The sequence below is a fragment of the Ignatzschineria larvae DSM 13226 genome, from assembly GCF_038500265.1.
Taxonomy (GTDB): Bacteria; Pseudomonadota; Gammaproteobacteria; order Cardiobacteriales; family Wohlfahrtiimonadaceae; genus Ignatzschineria; species Ignatzschineria larvae.
In genome coordinates this window covers 75,893-95,135 of record NZ_CP150637.1, presented here as the reverse complement: position 1 = coordinate 95,135, position 19,243 = coordinate 75,893, and the positions used below count along the sequence as shown (strand labels likewise).

Annotated in this window: 14 protein-coding genes and 1 tRNA gene; 9 read left to right on the top strand and 6 right to left on the bottom strand. The window is 41.7% G+C overall.

The genetic code is table 11. The features are described from left to right. Positions 1-55 precede the first annotated feature (55 nt). The 4 genes from rpsB (at position 56) to clcA (ending at position 4,797) form a co-directional block, all read left to right on the top strand. On the top strand, positions 56-877 hold the full coding sequence (gene rpsB, locus WMO13_RS00400; RefSeq protein WP_026879434.1) for a 30S ribosomal protein S2: 822 nt from the start codon (positions 56-58) through the stop codon (positions 875-877). A 90-nt stretch (positions 878-967) separates the two neighbouring features. Then, positions 968-1,831 (top strand): translation elongation factor Ts, encoded by an 864-nt coding sequence (tsf, locus tag WMO13_RS00395; protein ID WP_026879435.1) that lies wholly within the window; start codon positions 968-970, stop codon positions 1,829-1,831. A gap of 488 nt (positions 1,832-2,319) precedes the next feature. Beyond that, positions 2,320-3,327, top strand: coding sequence for an IS30 family transposase (locus WMO13_RS00390; RefSeq protein ID WP_342386846.1), 1,008 nt, complete (start codon positions 2,320-2,322; stop codon positions 3,325-3,327). 87 nt (positions 3,328-3,414) lie between these two features. Continuing rightward, positions 3,415-4,797 carry a H(+)/Cl(-) exchange transporter ClcA gene (gene clcA / locus WMO13_RS00385; protein ID WP_245601155.1) on the top strand — a complete coding sequence of 461 codons (1,383 nt, stop codon included), beginning with the start codon at positions 3,415-3,417 and terminating at the stop codon, positions 4,795-4,797. A gap of 479 nt (positions 4,798-5,276) precedes the next feature. Here clcA and WMO13_RS00380 read toward each other — a convergent pair. The 5 genes from WMO13_RS00380 to pxpB all read right to left on the bottom strand — a co-directional run bounded on the left by WMO13_RS00380 (position 5,277) and on the right by pxpB (position 9,720). Beyond that, positions 5,277-5,352 (bottom strand) — tRNA-Val (locus tag WMO13_RS00380). A gap of 390 nt (positions 5,353-5,742) precedes the next feature. Continuing rightward, positions 5,743-6,972, bottom strand: coding sequence for an NRAMP family divalent metal transporter (locus WMO13_RS00375; RefSeq protein WP_051396196.1), 1,230 nt, complete (start codon positions 6,970-6,972; stop codon positions 5,743-5,745). Positions 6,973-7,252: 280 nt separating this feature from the next. Next, a complete protein-coding gene (locus WMO13_RS00370; protein ID WP_051396195.1) occupies positions 7,253-8,065 on the bottom strand; it encodes a 5-oxoprolinase subunit PxpA in 813 nt (270 codons plus the stop codon). A 21-nt stretch (positions 8,066-8,086) separates the two neighbouring features. Then, positions 8,087-9,052 carry a biotin-dependent carboxyltransferase family protein gene (locus WMO13_RS00365; RefSeq protein ID WP_026878797.1) on the bottom strand — a complete coding sequence of 322 codons (966 nt, stop codon included), beginning with the start codon at positions 9,050-9,052 and terminating at the stop codon, positions 8,087-8,089. Beyond that, on the bottom strand, positions 9,049-9,720 hold the full coding sequence (gene pxpB, locus WMO13_RS00360; RefSeq protein WP_026878796.1) for a 5-oxoprolinase subunit PxpB: 672 nt from the start codon (positions 9,718-9,720) through the stop codon (positions 9,049-9,051). The genes WMO13_RS00365 and pxpB overlap by 4 nt, the downstream gene beginning before the upstream one ends. Positions 9,721-10,357: 637 nt before the next feature. On the opposite strand from pxpB, the gene WMO13_RS00355 reads away from it, so the two are divergent. Then, entirely contained in the window at positions 10,358-12,394 is a 2,037-nt protein-coding gene (locus WMO13_RS00355; protein WP_051396194.1) for a TonB-dependent receptor domain-containing protein, read from the top strand. Positions 12,395-12,757: 363 nt separating this feature from the next. Further along, positions 12,758-13,963, top strand: coding sequence for a sodium/glutamate symporter (gene gltS, locus WMO13_RS00350; protein ID WP_026878794.1), 1,206 nt, complete (start codon positions 12,758-12,760; stop codon positions 13,961-13,963). Positions 13,964-14,304: 341 nt separating this feature from the next. Here gltS and WMO13_RS00345 read toward each other — a convergent pair whose 3' ends face one another. Beyond that, positions 14,305-14,991: a murein L,D-transpeptidase catalytic domain-containing protein gene (locus tag WMO13_RS00345; RefSeq protein WP_026878793.1), complete on the bottom strand. Its 687-nt coding sequence runs from the start codon at positions 14,989-14,991 to the stop codon at positions 14,305-14,307. A gap of 291 nt (positions 14,992-15,282) precedes the next feature. Between WMO13_RS00345 and WMO13_RS00340 the strand changes: the two genes are divergently transcribed. From WMO13_RS00340 to WMO13_RS00330, 3 genes are read left to right on the top strand one after another with little or no spacing between them, the layout of a single operon-like run. Then, the gene (locus tag WMO13_RS00340; protein ID WP_156923262.1) at positions 15,283-16,020 is read left to right on the top strand and encodes a gluconate 2-dehydrogenase subunit 3 family protein; all 738 of its coding nucleotides are present in this window, start codon (positions 15,283-15,285) and stop codon (positions 16,018-16,020) included. A 2-nt stretch (positions 16,021-16,022) separates the two neighbouring features. Beyond that, positions 16,023-17,819 carry a GMC family oxidoreductase gene (locus tag WMO13_RS00335; protein ID WP_245601154.1) on the top strand — a complete coding sequence of 599 codons (1,797 nt, stop codon included), beginning with the start codon at positions 16,023-16,025 and terminating at the stop codon, positions 17,817-17,819. 18 nt (positions 17,820-17,837) lie between these two features. Next, positions 17,838-19,154 (top strand): cytochrome c, encoded by a 1,317-nt coding sequence (locus tag WMO13_RS00330; protein WP_084331469.1) that lies wholly within the window; start codon positions 17,838-17,840, stop codon positions 19,152-19,154. Positions 19,155-19,243 lie beyond the last annotated feature (89 nt).

The following is a 19,243-nucleotide window of genomic DNA, read 5'->3' as shown; positions in this document are numbered from 1 at the left end:
AGTTACGTTTATGGATGATCTGGAGGCTTAACCCTAAATTACAAAAGGAAAATTTATGTCACAAGTTTCTATGCGCGACATGCTCGAAGCGGGCGTTCACTTCGGCCATCAAACTCGTTTTTGGAATCCAAAAATGAAACCTTATATCTTTGGCTCACGTTCAAAGATTCATATCATTAACTTAGAAGAAACCCTTCCGATGTTTAATGATGCGATGAACTTTATCTCTAAAGTAGCATCACAAAATGGTCGTGTATTGTTCGTAGGTACAAAACGCGCAGCCTCTGACATTATCACAGAACAAGCTAAACGTGCAGGTATGCCTTACGTTAACCATCGCTGGTTAGGTGGTATGCTTACTAACTTCAAAACTGTTCGTAACTCAATTCGTCGTCTTCGTGAAATCGAAGAGATGAAAGCTGACGGTTCTCTTGAGCGTTTAACTAAAAAAGAAGGGATTCTTTTAGAGCGCGAACTCAACAAACTTGAGAAAAGCCTCGGCGGTATCAAAGAGATGCCAAACATTCCTGATGCAATCTTCATCATCGATGTAGGCTACGAAAGTAACGCAGTTGCAGAAGCAAGAAAAATGGGTATTCCTGTAATTGGCGTTGTAGATACTAACAGCTCACCAGACAATATCGATTACGTTATTCCTGGTAACGACGATGCAATCCGCGCAATTCAACTCTATGCAACAGCAGCAGCTGATGCTGTAATCGAAGGCCGCGGTTCAAATGCACAATTGATCTCTCAAGATCTTCAAGAGAAAGATCAATTTGTAGAAGTTACTGAAGAAGTTACTGAAGAAGTTGTTGAAGCAGTCGTTGAAGAAGTTGTTGAAGTTAAAGCTGAAGAAGCACAAGCAGCAGAATAATGGGTTCATTGAGCGCTGCAATCTGATAATTTTGAACAGCGCTCAATCTTCTCTTTTCCGATTAACTTTATTAGATAAAGGTATTTTATAATGGCAATTACAGCAGCTATGGTAAAAGAACTCCGTGAACGTACAGGTTCTGGAATGATGGAATGCAAAAAAGCATTAACAGAGACAAATGGTGATATTGAAGCCGCAATCGAATTGATGCGTAAAAACGGCCAAGCAAAAGCTGATAAAAAAGCAGACCGCGCAGCCGCTGAAGGAACACTTTTAGTACGTAGCGACGATAAATTCGGCGTGATCGTAGAAGTCAACTGTGAAACTGACTTCGTCACTAAAAACGAAGACTTTATCGCATTCTCTAACAAAGTGGCAGATATCGCTTTCGAAAAACGTGCAACTTGCATCGATGACTTAGCAGATATCACTGTTGACGGTATCTCTCTTGATGAAGCACGTAAAAACCTCATCGCGAAAATCGGTGAGAACATCACTGTTCGTCGCGTCGCTGGTATCGAAGCAAAAGGCACCATCGGTGCATATCTTCACGGTATTCGTATTGCGGCAATCGTTGATGTTGAAGGCGGAAACGCAGAACTTCCACGTGATATCGCAATGCATATCGCAGCAGCGAAACCCCTTTGCGTAGATGCATCTGGCGTTCCTAGCGACATCTTAGATAAAGAGCGTGAAATCTTCACAGCGCAAGCGGCTGAATCAGGACGCCCTGCAGATATCCAAGAGAAAATGATCGAAGGTCGTATCCGTAAATATCTTGAAGAAGTGACACTTGTAGGTCAAGCGTTCGTTAAAGATCCTGACACAACAGTTGAAAAGCTTCTTAAATCTGAATCAGCGAAAGTGAACAGCTTTGTTCGTTTAGAGCTTGGTGAAGGTGTTGAGATTGTTGAATCTGACTTCGCTGCAGAAGTGATGGAACAATTAAAATAAGATTCATAAAAGTAAAATTCATCTACTAATCGATAAGATGAGTGACTAAATAGGATCAAAGAAAAAAGAGTGAGGATTGATTCCCCACTCTTTTTTTGTACCTACTTCTTATAGTAGTATCGGTTCAAAATAAGTTTATTCAAATGCCGGCGCATCAGCTGATCGAGGCGAGAAAACTGTTCCATCCGGCATCTTGCAAGTGTTATTGAGTACAATTTGATGTACTTTTAAAATCCCACACTAGCTACTTAAAACTATTTTTTCTTAAACCAAATTTACTATAAATGACATTATTAAATTCAAAAATGACTTTAACTAATTGGCTTTAACTAATTGACTACATCTATAACTTATTAAATAAAAAATAATAACTACAATAAAATATCCACTTAAAATATCGATATCTATTTTTTATTATTTTATTGTTTATTATAGATGGCGGAATCCAATTCCTAGCGCAACACTTACTTAAGGAGTAAAATGTTGCCATGAACTATTCAAGATTATCACTTAATGAACGGATCAATATTGAAGTTGGTATACAACTTAATAAAAGTATTCGAACCATTGCTAAAGAGCTAAACCGATCGCCTTCGACAATTTCCAGAGAGTTAAAAAGAGTTGAGGATAAAGATCACTATGCTGCAACAAAGGCACAGTACGCCTATTTACAAGCTAGAAAGAGATGCGCCCCTGATGAAAAACTAACGCCAGGAACGGTCTTATTTGGTTTTGTGGAACAGTGTTTACGTGCTAAATTATCTCCTGAACAAATATCCGGGGTACTTAAAAAGATGGCTAATTCTAGTTACTATGTTTGCCAAGAAACAATCTACAATGCCTTGTATGCTTTACCCGTTGGCCAATTAAAAAAAGAATTACTCCAATGTTTAAGGCAAGGACGTACCACACGAAAACCCCGAAAAGGAACTGTGGATAGAAGAGGGCAAATTCCTGATTTAGTAAGTATTCACTTACGTCCTCCAGAAGTTAAAGATCGTTTAACACCTGGACATTGGGAAGGTGATTTGATCAAAGGAAAAGGCAACGCTTCAGCTGTCGGCACATTAGTTGAGCGCACTAGTGGTTATGTTATGTTAATCAAAATGGAAGATGCAACCGCAACCTCTGCCGTTATAGGGTTTAGCGCAGCACTCAATCGAGTACCTTTAACATTTGCACGAACAATGACCTATGATCGAGGGAAAGAAATGGCTTATCATGCTCAGATCACGCAAAATACGGGAGTTGCTATCTACTTTTGTGATCCCCATAGCCCCTGGCAAAGAGGGAGTAATGAGAATATCAATGGTTTGATACGACAATACTTGCCCAAAGGGACAGATCTTTCTATTCATAGTCAGGAAGAGCTTGATGAAATAGCGCTATCACTCAATAGTCGACCTCGAAAACGCTTTAATTTTAGATCGCCTATCGAAGTTATTACAGAACTATTTCACAAGGAATATGAAGCTACTCAGATGACGAAACATTAACTGTTGCGTTAGAAATTGGAACTCAAGGATTATAATAATGACCGTTATTTCAAACGAGTTACTGCCTCACTACTGAAGGATTTTATTTTGAAATTTAAGTTTATCGATCAATTGATTAAAAGCGATAAAACGCCGCTTCACATCCTCCTACTCTCTGCAGTCATTGGTGCATTTGCCGGTTTAGTCGGTGTTGCTTTCCAATTTAGTGTTGAGTTCATCTCCACTATTCGCGTCAGCAAAGTTGAGCAATATCTCACAGATCCGCTTTATATCGCCGTTGCTATCTTCATTGTATCGATGATCTTAAGCATGATCTCTTACTATATCGTCAAACGCTTTGCGCCGGAAGCGGGTGGTTCTGGGATTCCGGAAGTAGAGGGTGCGCTCGAGGATTTGCGTCCTGTTCGCTGGTGGCGAGTATTACCGGTAAAATTCTTAGGGGGATTAGGTACACTCGGTTCTGGAATGGTATTAGGTCGTGAAGGGCCAACCGTACAGATGGGCGCGAATATTGCGGGCATGTTTGCCGATATCTTTCGCCTCAAAGAAGGAGAGAATCGCCACATTCTACTAGCATCAGGTGCCGCTGCAGGCCTTTCCGCCGCCTTTAATGCCCCACTGGCGGGCATTATCTTTGTCATTGAAGAGATGCGAAGTGAGTTTAAATATGGCTTAATTTCTTTTAAATCGGTCCTCATTGGCTCTGTTATGGCTACGATCGTTTTCCGCGTTATTTATGGTAGTAGCACCCTGCTCAATATCGGCACCTTTGATCATGTAGATCTATCGGCACTTTGGCTCTTCCTGCTCTTAGGCTTTTTGATGGGACTTGTCGGGCTCTCTTTTAATCGCTCTCTTCTCTTTTTACAAGATCGCTTTGAATCATTTTATAAAGGTCGTATGTTACGCTTTGTTATTACTGGGGGGATTATTGGTGGCTCCTGCGGCGTGATTGCTCTTTATCTACCGGATCTTGTAGGGGAAGGATTTAATGTCATTCATGCTTGGAGTAATGGCTCCTTTACATTGCAGATGTTACTCATTATCTTTCTGCTACGTTTTTTAACCTCCATTATCTGCTTTAGCTCCGGCGCTACCGGCGGGATTTTCTCCCCATTATTAGCACTCGGAACGCTCTTTGGGGCGCTTTTTGGCGATTATGCGATTCATTTCTTTCCACAATATGAACTACATGCCGGCGTATTTGCCATTGCCGGCATGGGCGCGCTCTTTGCGGCGACGGTTCGTGCACCTTTAACGGGTGCAATATTGGTATTAGAGTTGACTAGTAGTTTCACGCTTATTTTACCGATGCTCATTACCTGTCTAGGCGCAACTATTGCAGCACAACTCTTTGGTGGTCATCCACTCTATACAGTATTACTTGAGAAAACACTCCTCAAAAACCATCAACCGATTCGTAACCCTCTTGATACGCCGAGCGGTACTGTTGAATCACCGAAAGATTAGAAAATTGCGCTCTCGCGGGCGCGGGATTTGTCTGGTTTTGCAGCTATTCCCTCCCGCCGAGTCTCAGATTTATCTAGAACAACTAAGACAATTGATCACATCGCCGGGGCGAATGATCTCGCCCTTGTCACAATCGTGCGCCGGCAGTTGGAGCTCTCGTGTTGAGAGATTAGAAAATCGCTCACTTGCGGGCGCGGGATTTGTCTGGTTTTGCAGCTATTCCCTCCCGCCGAGTCTCAGATTTATTTAGAACAACTAAGACAATTGATCACATCGCCGGAGCGAATGACCTCGCCCTTGCAACAATTGTGTGCCGGCAAATTAGGTATCTCTAATACCGAGAGATCAGAAAATCGCTCACTTGCGGGCGTGGGATTTGTCTGGTTTTGCAGCTATTCCCTCCCGCCGAGAATCAGCTTTATTGAGAACAATTCAGACAATAAAAAACCTCTTACATTTCTGTAAGAGGTTTGTCTATTTGGTGGGTGCTGAGGGGTTCGAACCCCCGACCCTCGCCTTGTAAGGGCGATGCTCTACCAACTGAGCTAAGCACCCAATAGAAGAGAAATTTTATTCAATTCTGTTGGTGTTGTCAAGATTATTTAGCTAACTATTTTAAATTTAAAGTTGTAAGTCTTATTACTTACCGGTTTAAATGTTTGCCGTCTCAACCAACGAAGACAAGTATACGCTATTTTTTATGAGAGTCAAAACTTTTTATGCCTAATTTTTTACCGTTTTATGAACTTTTTTAAAATAGGTTTAGCCTCAATTGATAACCCACTATTTTATACAATTAAGCTATTGATCTATTCAATTCACCCTTTTAGAACGTATCCTTCTAACTCCGTTAAAAAACAGATATTGCCCTATTATAATCATATGACTCACAGTAACAATATCTGATCACTTTATTCACCGTTATTCTAAAAGGACAACACCATTCTATCCTGCAATATAATGATAGAGTGTTTGTACTCCTAGAACTGTCATAATTACAACAACAATAGCACCGAAAACAGTCTGCCAAATAGGATGTTTATAATCACCGACGACATCTTTACGATATGCTGCAAATAGAATAGGGCCTAATGTTAGTGGTAAAATCAAACCATTGAGCGCGCCCACAAAAATGAGAATCTCAACAGGACGACCGATACTGACAAAGACTACGGTTGAGATAAAGATAAAGGCGATAATAAATTTGTTCTGATTCTTCGCCACTTTATTACTAAAGACCCGTAAAAAGGTTACTGAAGTATAAGCCGCCCCAATCACCGATGTGACAGCCGCTGCCCACATAATCACACCAAAGAAGAGATAACCAACTCTACCTGCGGCATGTTCAAAGACAGAAGCCACAGGATTATCAGCAGCTAATTGGAATCCCTGACTGATCACCCCTAAAACCGCTAAAAAGAGAATCACACGCATAATTGCAGTGACACCAATTCCCATCAAAGAGCCATTTGAGACCTCTTTAACAACAGCCTTCCCATGAACTCCCGCATCTAAGAGACGATGCGCGCCGGCAAAGGTGATATAGCCCCCCACAGTTCCCCCTACAAGTGTCACAGTGGCCAATATTAAGGCAGAAAGTGGAGCATCGGGTACGAAGGTGCGATAAGCGGCTTCCGCTACTGGCGGTGACGATTTAAAGACAATATAGAGCGTTAAGAAAATCATCACAATACCGGCCAATTGGATAAACTTATCCATAATCCTCCCGGCTTCCTTAAAGAGAAAGATCGCAATCGCAATAGCGGCACTGATCATCGCTCCGGCTTCAACCGATAATCCTGTAAAAACATTAAGCCCCAATCCAGCGCCGGCGACATTCCCAATATTAAAAGCAAGTCCACCCATCACCACAAGCACCGAGACAAAATAGCCCAATCCTGGAATCACTTTATTAGCAATATCTTGCCCGCGCATATTAGAGACGGTAATAATGCGCCAAATATTGAGCTGTGCGCCTAAATCTAAAATAATAGAGAAGAGAATGACAAAGGCAAAACTGGCCCCTAACTGCATGGTAAATGTAGTGGTTTGTGTTAAAAACCCAGGACCAATGGCGGATAGCCCCATAAGAAAGACCGCACCAATAATCGCACTCCGCCTTGCTTTGGCATGTTCATTAATATCGTAAGGTTTGTTAGAAGATGGTTTGCCCATAAATGACTCCTTTAATTGCTTTTTATATTCTCTCAATAGCTTGCTTGAGATCATGATCAATAAGATCACTTTTAGTGGTAATTTTGATGATTTCAGTGAGTGAGGATCCCACCCCGTTATTGTTATGATTCTGAAATCACCGCATAGTGGAGGCTATCGAGATAAAAGCCTCGGTAGCCTGATAAAACGAAGATAAATTAATGATAGTGGTTACAATGAAGATTCAAAAAGAACACGTAAGTAGAACTTTTAGATAGAACATGTAAATGAAATTTCCCATTTAATCAGCACTAATGAGAATCTTCCGCTTTTTAAAGGTTTGACGAATCTCTTCAACAAATTGCAATGCCGAAGCTCCATCACCATGCACGCAGATTGTATCTGCCTCTAAAGCGATCACTTCTCCTGTTACCGTTGTTACAGCATTTGATTCCACCATCTGTAATACTTGCGCAATGGAGTCTTTATGATCAGTAATTAACGCATTTGCATCGATACGAGGAGTCAGCGTCCCATCTGTCTGATAGGTGCGATCCGCAAAGACCTCATTCATGACCGGTACTCCCACTTCTCTTCCTGCTCGAATCAGTGCGCTTCCCGATAAACCATAGAGAATCGCCTCCCCTTGAGAAACATCCGCAATTGCATGGGCAATGGCTAAGGCCAATGATTCATTCGTTGCGGCCATGTTATAAAGTGCGCCATGGGGTTTGACATGGTGTAGCTTTCCGCCTAAGGCTCGAATAAATCCTTGTAGTGCGCCAACCTGATAGACCACCATGTTATAGGCTTCTTTTGGGGTAATGGCCATATTCCGCCGACCAAACCCTTGAAGATCAGGGAGTCCCGGATGCGCACCCATCGCCACCTCATAATCGAGTGCTAACTCCACCGTTTTTCGCATCGTATCAAAATCGCCGGCATGAAAACCACAAGCGATATTCGCCGAGCTGATTAAGGGTAAAATTGCTTCATCATCCCCCATTTTCCAAGCACCAAAACTCTCTCCTAAATCACAATTGAGATCGACTTTTTGCTTTTCATTCTTCAAGGCATTATTGTTGTTATCATTATTGTTATCGTTATTTATCATCATATCCTCCTAATAATAGATCTAAAAACAGGGTTGCGGTAGATGCAAAATATATTCCACATTTCGCAAATATTGCTGTTGAATCTCTAGTTTTTCCCGCGCTTCTGCCTCGTCAATTAAGATAAATTGCACTCGTTTACGCGCAGGCAAATAGGCTAACTTCCACAATTCAGCATGAGGGATGACTGCAATACGTGGATATCCTCCGGTACTTTGGCATTCTGCGGCTAACACTAACGGCTGACCATTCGGGGGGACTTGAATCACTCCTTCAAATACACCTTGTGAGCGCATCTCTTCCGGGCGATCTCGCACTAAGGCTTCCCCCTCTAAGCGAACGCCCATCCGATTGCTATTACTACTTACCTCCCACTCCTGCGAGAAAAATCGTATTCTAGAATCCTGATCAAACTGTTCAAATTCAGGCCCCTTTAAGACGCAGATCGTACTGCTAATATAAGTTCGACTAAATGCTCGCACGCCTACTGCATGAGTAATGGCATACATGGAATCCTTAAAATTTAACCGATCCCCTTTGGCTAAAGGAGAACCATTCCCTTTATGCCCCCCGATTCGATTTTTGATATCGGTACTACAAGAGCCCATCACCGGCGTGATATCAAAGCCCCCCTCGACAGCAAGGTAACTATACATTCCAGAATTATGCGCAGGCTTTAACTCGACAATCTGCCCCCGGCGGATATAAGTTCGCCAACCATGCCAACCTTGACTCTGTCCATCGATCATAATGGTACAATTTGAGCCTGTAACCGCTATCCATGTTGCGCGATGAAACCGAAATTTTACCGGCGTGACAATACTCACCTCTAATGCCGGCGTATTACCCGAATTTCCTACTAACCGATTGGCAAGATGTAAGGATACACCATCAATCGCGCCCGCCTTCCCTACGCCCATCTGTGCATAAGAGAGTCGACCATAATCCTGAATCGTGCTCAAAATTCCAGGATTCAATACTTCCATCATAATAGAATCTCCTTTGCGACAAAGCGTAACTGATCGCCGGGCATAAAAAGAGTAGGTTGCTCGCGAGATAAATCGAAGAAAGCCAATTCTGTATTCCCTAAAATCTGCCAGCCGCCGGGCGACTCACCGGGATATACGCCCGTCTGAGAACCACCAATACCGACACTACCCGCTGGAATGGCCACGCGCGGAACGGCCCGGCGATCCGTATGGATCTTCGGATCTAAACCGCCTAAATAGACAAATCCCGGCATGAAGCCGACAAAATAGACGGTATAAGTTGCCGCAGTATGGAGTGCAACTACCTCTTCCGGCGTTATCTGATGAATTTGCGCAACCTCCAATAGATCAGGCCCTTTCTCACCGCCATATGTCACAGGAACCTCAATTAACTTACCTCGAAAGGCGGTTGTTAAATCAAGTCTTCCTGCTTCTAGCCATAATTGTTGCAACTGTTGTATCAAGATAGATTTATCAATACTGAGATAGGGATTTAAAAAGAGCGTTAAATTATTCATTCCAGGCACGATATCGATCACCATCGGATTTTTTTCTCGAGCAATCTCTTGGCTTATCCACCATATCTTTTGTTGATTCTCTAAACTCATCTCCCCTGACGTCGAGAGAGTAATCCCTCGATCACCAACACAATAAACCGCTATGGACACCTGATTTCTCCTATTTCACCATATTGATGTTGCTACTGTTTTTACAGTCTCTTTATTCGTTTTTGTTTTTATTATTCTTATCGTTCTTATCGTCATTGTCGTTCTTATTGTTACTACTGATTAAAAATATAGAGATAACAATAAGAAAAGATCAAAGAAGCTACTTTTAGGTTTAATAACAGATTTGTTATATCTACCTTGTTATATATATATAGCACTTATTTTCATTGCATTAATACTCTTTTCACAAAATTTTTTATCCCATTGAAAGTATTGAAAAATGATTGATATAAATTAAATTCGTATCAGATACTTTCAAAAAATTGGCGCCCGTTTTAATCGGTTCACTCGATTCTACAATGGTTTATAGCCCTTTATCACCCGCCTTTTCTCTCTCAAACTTATAGCAAGCAATAACTTTTTTGTGAAATTATGTTTGACAATATCTTTTAAATAGGAATAATTGCTATTTACATATAGCTTAAATTCTTATTAGTGCTTCCCGATACATTACCAACGCTGGCCTTTAATTGATCATAAATTATCTAGGTAGCCATTTTCGGCAGATCTCTACTGAGAACCAAGTCTATTGTTGTATCTCTTCATTCATATTCTATCTCACCCATAGGAATACTTTATGTCACATCAAGCATCACAATATATTACACAATTACAACGTTCCCTATTTACTAAGGCGCTCTACCCAGCGCTTATCCTCTCGGTATCTACGATTAGCTATGCTCAATCTGTCCCTGAAAATCTCTCGCTTGCAGAAGACGCATTACTTGAAGCACCAACCATTAATCTCTCTAAAATTGTTGTAACAGCCGGAGGCTTTGCGCAAGCCGTGAAAGATGCCCCCGCTTCGATCTCTGTTGTTACACAGCAAGATTTAGCTCAAGCGCCATTTAGAGATGTGACTGATGCAATTGCCGATGTTCCCGGCGTTGTGATTACCGGCGGCGGTGCGAACGCCGATATCAGTATTCGAGGGATGGGTTCTGCCTATACTTTAATGATGGTAGATGGCAAACGACAAAACTCAAGAGCAACACGTCCTAATAGCGATGGTGGCGGTGTTGAACAAGGATGGATCCCGCCATTAGGTGCCATTGAACGTATTGAGGTCATTCGAGGCCCTATGTCTTCTCGCTACGGTTCTGATGCAATGGGCGGTGTCATTAACATTATTACTAAGAAAGTGAACGATCATTGGATGGGGAATATTCGGACGGATGTTACGATTCAAAATGATTCTGATGCGGGGCACGGGCTTAATACTGAGCTCTATGCAAGTGGCCCCTTAGTCGCCGAAAAGCTTGGTCTTCAACTTTATGGTAAATATTCACACCGTAAAGAAGATGAGAAACTCAATGGCCAGCCAAAGCGTCAGATCGAGAACTTTGGTGGGAAACTCACATTTGTGCCTGTAACGGGACATACTTTTGAACTTGAGTATGGTAATGGTTTCCAAAAGCGTTTCTGGACCGAAGGGAAATCTACAGAGAGTACTAGTGAAAATAAGTATAAACGCACCAACTACTCTGTTCGTTACTTAGGGGAATTTGAGCATGGAATTATGGCCGAACTCTTCTATGCTTATGAAAAGAATAATAACTACACGCGCAAAATGATTGTTAAAAATAAGGAGGTAAGTGGTAATGTCATTATTCCTATCGCGGCTCACACCGTCACACTAGGAGGACAACTGATTGATGAGAAGCTCTCTGATAACAACAATCGACTCGATAGTCACATTCAACAGATCTCCCGAAAAAGCCATGCACTTTTTATTGAAGATGAATGGTGGTTACTAGATAACTTCGCGATTACCGCCGGTCTTCGTTATGATCACGATGAAAACTATGGAAGTCACTACTCTCCAAGACTTTATGGGGTTTGGAATATCAATGATGATTTCACCTTAAAAGGGGGTGTTTCAACAGGTTATAAAACACCGGCAATTCGTCAAGCAGTTGCTGATTGGGGACAACAAACAGGGGGAGGACGCAGTAATGGGCTTATTATCGGCAACCCTAATCTCAAACCTGAAAAATCCACAAACTATGAGATTGGTCTAAGCTATATGCCTCATGATCAATTCAATTTCGATATCACAGGTTTTTACACCAAATTTAAAGATAAACTGCAAAATATTGAGCTCTGTCGTAGTACAGGTAGCACCGATGACTGTGTCGCAGATAATGGATCGAAATTCTTTTTTATTCAAACTAATGAGAATATTGATACTGCAGATCTCAAAGGAATTGAGCTTGCAATGCAGTGGAAACCTATCGATCCTGTGACCCTCAAAGGTAGTTATACTTGGACAAAGACTAAACAGACAAGTGGACAATATCAAGGCGCGCCATTAAACCGTATCCCTGAACATCTCTTTAATATCCACGCTGATTGGCAAATCAATCCGCAGGCGAATATTTGGGCAAAAGTGAGTTTCCGAGGTAAAGAGACGGCGCTGTCAAGACAGGGCGCTCGTGGTACTGAATATGATAGCTACACATTAATGGATATCGGTGGAACTTATAAAGTGAGTCGTGATGTTAATCTCTATGCGGGTATCTATAATATTGCTAATAAGCATATTACCGATGTCAATTATGGTCGCGACTTAGATGGCCGTCGCTACTGGATGGGTGTTGATATTAGTTTTTAAATAGCTGGATAGCCGTACAACTATAATACCTATTGAATAGTATTAAGTGACTAAGTGATTGAGTGATTGAGTCATGAATCGCAAAACTCACGGATGATAGGATAAGGATTATCTTCCACCGCTAATCCACTCTCCCCATCATTAACTTCAAGCTGCCAAGTTGAAATTCTCACTTGGCAGTTTTTGACACTATTTTTTGCTATAAATTATTACAGTTTTGTAGTACAAATACTGCCTTCAATCAGATAGTCTGTCGAAGCTTAGCGCAATGAATTATCCCTTTACGATATATTTATGACAATAATAAGCGCTATATAGTACCTTCTACGACCGCTATCGTTTCTTTTGGAGGTTTCATTGATTATGATTTTACAATTCGATGTGCTCAGCACACTACTTCTTACAATTCTCTGCCTACTTGGTGGTAGTGAGCTCAAAAAACGCATTCAATGGTTACAAAAATTTTGTATCCCTGCACCTGTTATCGGGGGGTTCTTAATCAGTCTAATTATCTGGTTACTCAGAAGTCTAGAACTTGCTTCTTTCCAATTCGATACCAGTATTCAAAGCTATCTCATGGTGGCATTCTTTACCACAGTCGGTTTAGGGGGCAGCTTTAAAATTCTTCGCTCAGGCGGAAAATTACTGCTCATCTATCTCTGTATCTGCTGGTTTATTGCCTTTTTCCAAAACACCTTTGGGATAGGCATTGCCATGGCACTTGATACTAACCCGATACTTGGCGTAATGGCTGGGTCTGTTTCATTAACAGGCGGTCATGGTGGTGCAGCTGCCTTTGGTAGCATGGCCGAAGAGTTAGGCCATAGTTCTGCAACGATTGCAGCCCTAGCTGCCGCAACTTTCGGCCTCATTGCCGGCAGTCTACTCGGCGGCCCTGTGGCGAGCTACCTTATCCGTAAACATCACGTCAAAATTGAAGCAGATAGTGATATCACCTTTACCCAGGAGATTCATGAGAATCCGCTGATCTCCACTACAGTGGATACATTTGCCTTCTTAAAAATGTTAGCCCTCATTCTCTTTATTATGGTTATTGGCCGGATGGCCTCTACTCTTTTCACGGAAGCAACAGGCTTCTCGTTACCGAGCTATGTTGGTGCAATGTTAGTCGCGGTTGTGGTACGTAACCTCAATGACCGCCTCGAATGGATTCCGATTCATGAGAAGAGTATTGACCTGATCTCCGGCGCTTCCTTAGGCTTATTCCTCACAATGGCAATGATGTCGCTTAAAATCTGGGAACTGAGCGATGTTGCTTTACCGCTCTTGATTATTTTAGTATTGCAAGTCCTCGCGCTATTACTGATGACAATCTTTATCGTCTTCCCTCTACTTGGGAAAAACTACGATGCAGCGGTGATGTGTTCAGGGTTAATGGGGCATGGACTTGGCGCAACGCCGAATGCAATGGCCAATATGACCTCTGTCTGTGAGCGCTATAAAGTGATCTCTACCAAAGCCCTGATGATCGTACCATTAAGTGGTGCCGTCCTGATTGATATCGTCGCAATCCCCTATCACACTTGGCTGATTAACTTCTTCTCATAAAAAGGCTTTCAGGATCAGAAAACATATTTCATATCTCATCACAATAAAGTACTGATCTGTCATTACTAATGAATAAAAATCCCTGAGAGAGTCGAATGTCACTTAATCGAACTATCTCAGGGATTTTATAGTCAATTTGGTTTAAGAAAAATGATTTTAAACAACACTTGCAAGATGCCGGATAGAACAGCTTCCTTGGCCTCGATCAGCCGATGCGCCGGCATTTCAATAAGCTTATTTTGAACCGATATTACTCTAGTAAAGCGCTTCCCCATGCAATATTGTATTGTGGCAAAAATAACACATTTTACCCTACAATCCTCTATGCATTTCCTAAGCCGCTACTCAAGATAATAGGCCCATAATAAAACAGGCTTCTGCTTAGTTTGTAGTAATGCATCAACTTTTCGCATGGTTTCATCATCTACTACCGGACAACCTTGGCTAAAACCTAAAGGAAGATAGGCAGGATACTGCTCTTCTGCCGGAATCATATCAAATGAGTGCAACACAATATAACGTTCAAAAGCCTTATCATTAGTAGGCTCTAAGCCATGCAATTTATAGTGAACATGAATGCCCCATTTGCTCCAAGCCCGTTCCCCAATCCGGTATTTGCCAAGAGATGAGGTATAACTATTGGGAATATTGCTAAAGACAATCTCCTGATTACTACTCTCAAACCCTTTATTACCATAACCATGAGCCACTAAACTCTCAATCACCGGTGCTTGCTCGGCAAAACTCCATACAAAAAAGCGATGAGTCCCAGAATGCCGGCCAAAGTCGATCAAAATCACATGTTCTAAATCAAAATCATGCGCTTTAGCATATTCATACGCCTCGCTTGCTCGCTCCTTGAGATCAATCGGCGAAAAATGAGGATCTTGTTTTGCCATCTCAATCGGCGATTCTGTCCCTTTATCAAAGTACATCGGAATCAACCATAATCTATCCCGAAAATAGTACGCAAAGCCAAGACCGACAATAAGTAGTAAGAGCAATAAACTGATGAGTAGACGTTTCATAAGATCCTTTTCTTATTTAGGTATCTGGGGTGCTTTGGGGTATTTGCTTTTACGATCGAGATAAATCATTTAAACAAGCGATCAATCTCCCAATATTCCCTCAATGGTTGACTTTTAAATCCTTGCTAGTAGAAAAATAAAATCATTCTTCAAAGCCATATAAATAAACTTAATTAAAAATTATTTCTTCACCCTATTTTGACAATAAACTGCTATTTCACTTTCAAAAACCCAAAAGATTTACATAAAAAAACCAACTATTAACAATAAGTTACAAGTTGAAGGCGTATTATGAAGTACAAATATACATTTATGATGGAGGTCAACAAAATGCCTGAGTATAACGCCAAACGCCGTAAATTTTTTAAAACATCCGCGGCACTCTCTTCTGTCTGTTTCGTACCACTCTCGGCATTAGCCCATGAGAATGATGGCACAACAGGAGAATATCAACCCCAATTCTTCAATGCTGACGAGTGGGAATTTATTAAAGCGATCACAGATCAGTTGATTCCTGAAGATGAGCTCGGCGGTGGGGCAATTGTTGCCGGCGTGCCTGAGTTTTTAGATCGGCAGATGCAAACAGAGTATGGCCGTGGAGAGCTCTTCTATATGAGTGGTCCTTACCACTACGATGTACCGGCGACTTTAGGCTATCAAGAGCAGTTTCCACCTAATGAACTATATCGCCAATCAATCACACAAATCAATCAATATCTTAACGCGCAATATCAAAAAAAATTCCATGAACTTGATGAGGCCACACAACTAGATGTTATGAAACTGATGGAAGCCGGAAAGATCCCCTTAGAGGGTATCTCCTCTTCAGCAACTTTTTTTGCGCTCTTATGGCGTAATACGGAAGAAGGCTTCCTCTCTGATCCACAATATGGTGGAAATAAAAATATGATCGGTTGGAAACTCGTAGGCTTTCCTGGGGCTCGAGCCGATTTTATGGATTATGCCGGACGATCGGGAAAACCTTATCCCTATAGCCCTGTTGATATTGCTGGAAGAAGAGGTAAATAAAGATGACAAATACAATTTTAAATCAAATTCCCGATAAAACGATGCCTAAAACAGATGTTGTGGTCATAGGCCTTGGTTGGACTGGCTCTATTATGGCAAAAGAATTAAGTGATGCAGGATTAAAAGTAGTTGCGCTTGAGCGTGGTAAACATCGATCGACAGCAGAGGGGGCAAAATATCCTAATGTAGCTGATGAGTTAGCCCATGTTCAACGTTTCAAACTCTTTCAAAAGATGAAAAATAGTACCGTTACTATTCGCTATAATCTCGGCGATACTGCCGTTCCTTACCGGCAGTTAGGTTCTTTCTACTTAGGCACTGATGTCGGCGGTTGTGGTTTCCATTGGAATGGTATGACTTGGCGTGCTTATCCCGAAGATCTGCAGATCCGCTCAATGTATGCGCAAAAATATGGCGAAGATTTTATCCCTGAGGATATGACAATTCAAGATTATCCTGTGACTTATGAGGAGCTTGAGCCTTACTTTACCCATTTTGAAAATGTCTGTGGTACATCAGGGACTGCTGGAAATATTCAAGGCCGCATTATGCCGGGCGGCAACCCATTTGAATCTCCTCGTTCCGGAGAATATCCAACACCGGCTCTGAAAACATTATTCAAGGGCGGGAAATTTAAAAAAGCGGCTGAAAAAGTCGGTTTTCACCCTTTCCCTATTCCAGCCTCTAATGCTTCAGAACCTTATACCAATCCTTATGGAGTAAGATTAGGGCCTTGTAATTATTGTGGATTCTGTGAAGATTTTGGTTGCTATATGTACTCAAAAGCAAGCCCTCAGACGACTATTTTACCGGCACTGATTCCCAATCCTAACTTCGAACTTCGTACCGAGAGCGAAGTCATTAAAATTAATACGAATGATACTAAAGATCGAGCAACAGGCGTGACTTATATCGATCGTGATGGTCAAGTGATCTTCCAACCTGCAGATATAGTACTACTTTGTGCATTCCAAATTCACAATGTGAAATTACTACTCGTTTCCCAAATTGGCAAACCTTATAACCCACAAACAGGGGAAGGTTTAGTCGGGAAAAACTTTGCTTATCAATATTACACTTATGCCAGTGTCTACCTCAAAGAAGGCGCACTCAATAATCCTTTCATCGGTGCGGGTGCTGCCGGTATTGTGATTGATGATTGTAATGGTTTGAACTTTGATCATAGAGAGCCTAATTTTATTGGTGGTGCTTATATCTCCGCAACCACAACCGGTGGCCGACCTATTGGACAAGGACCTCTAGCCCCTAATACCCCAAAATGGGGAAAGGGATGGAAGCAGGGTAAAAAAGAGGGTTATCAACGAATGTTAAGTTTAAGTGCTGAAGGCTCTGTAATGTCTTATCGTGATAGTTATATCGACCTTGATCCAACTTATAAAGATCATTATGGTCTACCTCTTGCGCGGATAACCTTTAATTGGAAAGAGAATGAATACCGCCAAGGGGCTTATATCAAAAAACAGTTAGAGAAAATATGCGCCGCAATGGACGATGTAGAATCTTATACTGTCTCTCCCGTTTCTGGTAACTGGGATACCCGTAATTATCAATCAACCCATATTACCGGCGGGGCAATTACCGGCGATAGTCCTCTCAATAGTGTCGTTAATAAATATATGCAATCTTGGGAGGTACCCAATCTCTTTGTCTATGGTGCAAGTGCTTTCCCTCAAAACTTAGCCTACAACCCAACGGGATTAATTGGTGCATTAACCTACTACTCTGTTAACGAGATTAAATCCCGTTATCTTAAAAATCCTGGCCCATTAGTCAACTAGAGGAAATCGAGGAATATTATGAAAACGAAAACAGTTATCTCGCGTACACTCATCGCGATTATTGGGATTGGCGTTATAGGTGCTGTAGCCCTTAACTTCTATAAAGGACCAACATCCCCACTTTCGACAGAGTCCGTTGAACCTAGCACAGCACTCATTGAGCGTGGTGCTTATTTAGCACAACTTGGAGATTGTACCTCTTGTCATACCAGTAACTCAGAAGAACCATTTGCTGGCGGCCTTGCATTTGAGCTTCCTATTGGAACACTCTATTCGCCGAATATTACACCAGATAAAACTGAAGGAATTGGCGACTATACACTAAGCGATTTTGATAATGCGGTTCGTTTTGGGATTCGCAAAGACGGGAAATCCCTCTATCCTGCAATGCCTTTCCCTGATTATGCCGTATTAAAAGAGGAGGATATTAAAGCACTCTACGCTTACTTCCTATATGGAGTTAAACCTCTTAATATCGCAGAGAAAGCCAATGGTATCACTTGGCCCCTCTCTATGCGTTGGCCTCTGACCGCTTGGCGTTTACTCTATTCACAAACACCTAAAGCATTCGATGATGGACAATATAGTGATCCTGAAATTGCACGTGGGGCTTATCTAGTACAAGGTTTAGGCCATTGTGGAAGTTGCCATACACCTAGAGGATTAGCGATTAATGAGAAAAGTTATAGTGAAAGTGATAACTCTTATTTAAGCGGTGGTAGTGCGCCGATCGATGGTTGGATACCCATTAATTTACGAGGCGATAATCATACTGGGCTTGGCCATTATAGTGTAGAGGAATTGACAGAACTGCTTGCAACAGGCCGTAGTAAACATCATGCAGTCTTTGGTAGTATGGAGGAAGTCATTAATAATTCACTACAATATGGCAGTGAAGAAGATATTAGAGCAATGGCTAAATATCTAAAATCTTTAACACCCGTAGAGATCGATAATCCCGCCTTTGTCTATGATGAAAGTACCCATGAAAAATTGGTTTCCGGCGATGACTCAGCCCGAGGTGCGAGCCATTATATCGACTCCTGTGCCGCTTGTCATAGAACGACGGGATTAGGTTATGATGGGGTATTCCCTGCATTAGCTGGCAATCCCTCTCTACAAAATGCCAATCCTATCTCTGCCATTAATATTATTGCCCAAGGTAGCATTTCCCATGGAACGACTCATGCCCCGACTGTTTTTGAAATGCCAGATATGGCAACAGATAGATTAAGCGATGAGCAGATCGCTGATCTCGCCACTTTTATTCGCACCAGCTGGGGTAATAAAGGTACACCTGTTTCAGTATCTGATGTAGAGAAGGTATTAAAGTAGTTGATGAAGTAGGATGCAAATAGTCATCATCTATTTCATAAAATAGAACAAAAAATACAAAAATTGAGCGTATGCCTTACAGGATACGC

What these genes read in the sequence shown, in the direction of transcription:
- WMO13_RS00340 (WP_156923262.1), top strand. Translation starts at nt 15,283, where the DNA reads ATGAAGTACAAATATACATTTATGATGGAGGTCAACAAAATGCCTGAG.
- WMO13_RS00335 (WP_245601154.1), top strand. Translation starts at nt 16,023, where the DNA reads ATGACAAATACAATTTTAAATCAAATTCCCGATAAAACGATGCCTAAA.
- WMO13_RS00330 (WP_084331469.1), top strand. Translation starts at nt 17,838, where the DNA reads ATGAAAACGAAAACAGTTATCTCGCGTACACTCATCGCGATTATTGGG.
- WMO13_RS00390 (WP_342386846.1), top strand. Translation starts at nt 2,320, where the DNA reads ATGAACTATTCAAGATTATCACTTAATGAACGGATCAATATTGAAGTT.
- WMO13_RS00355 (WP_051396194.1), top strand. Translation starts at nt 10,358, where the DNA reads ATGTCACATCAAGCATCACAATATATTACACAATTACAACGTTCCCTA.
- rpsB (WP_026879434.1), top strand. Translation starts at nt 56, where the DNA reads ATGTCACAAGTTTCTATGCGCGACATGCTCGAAGCGGGCGTTCACTTC.
- tsf (WP_026879435.1), top strand. Translation starts at nt 968, where the DNA reads ATGGCAATTACAGCAGCTATGGTAAAAGAACTCCGTGAACGTACAGGT.
- WMO13_RS00365 (WP_026878797.1), bottom strand. Translation starts at nt 9,052, where the DNA reads ATGATGGAAGTATTGAATCCTGGAATTTTGAGCACGATTCAGGATTAT.
- gltS (WP_026878794.1), top strand. Translation starts at nt 12,758, where the DNA reads ATGATTTTACAATTCGATGTGCTCAGCACACTACTTCTTACAATTCTC.
- WMO13_RS00345 (WP_026878793.1), bottom strand. Translation starts at nt 14,991, where the DNA reads ATGAAACGTCTACTCATCAGTTTATTGCTCTTACTACTTATTGTCGGT.
- WMO13_RS00370 (WP_051396195.1), bottom strand. Translation starts at nt 8,065, where the DNA reads ATGATAAATAACGATAACAATAATGATAACAACAATAATGCCTTGAAG.
- WMO13_RS00375 (WP_051396196.1), bottom strand. Translation starts at nt 6,972, where the DNA reads ATGGGCAAACCATCTTCTAACAAACCTTACGATATTAATGAACATGCC.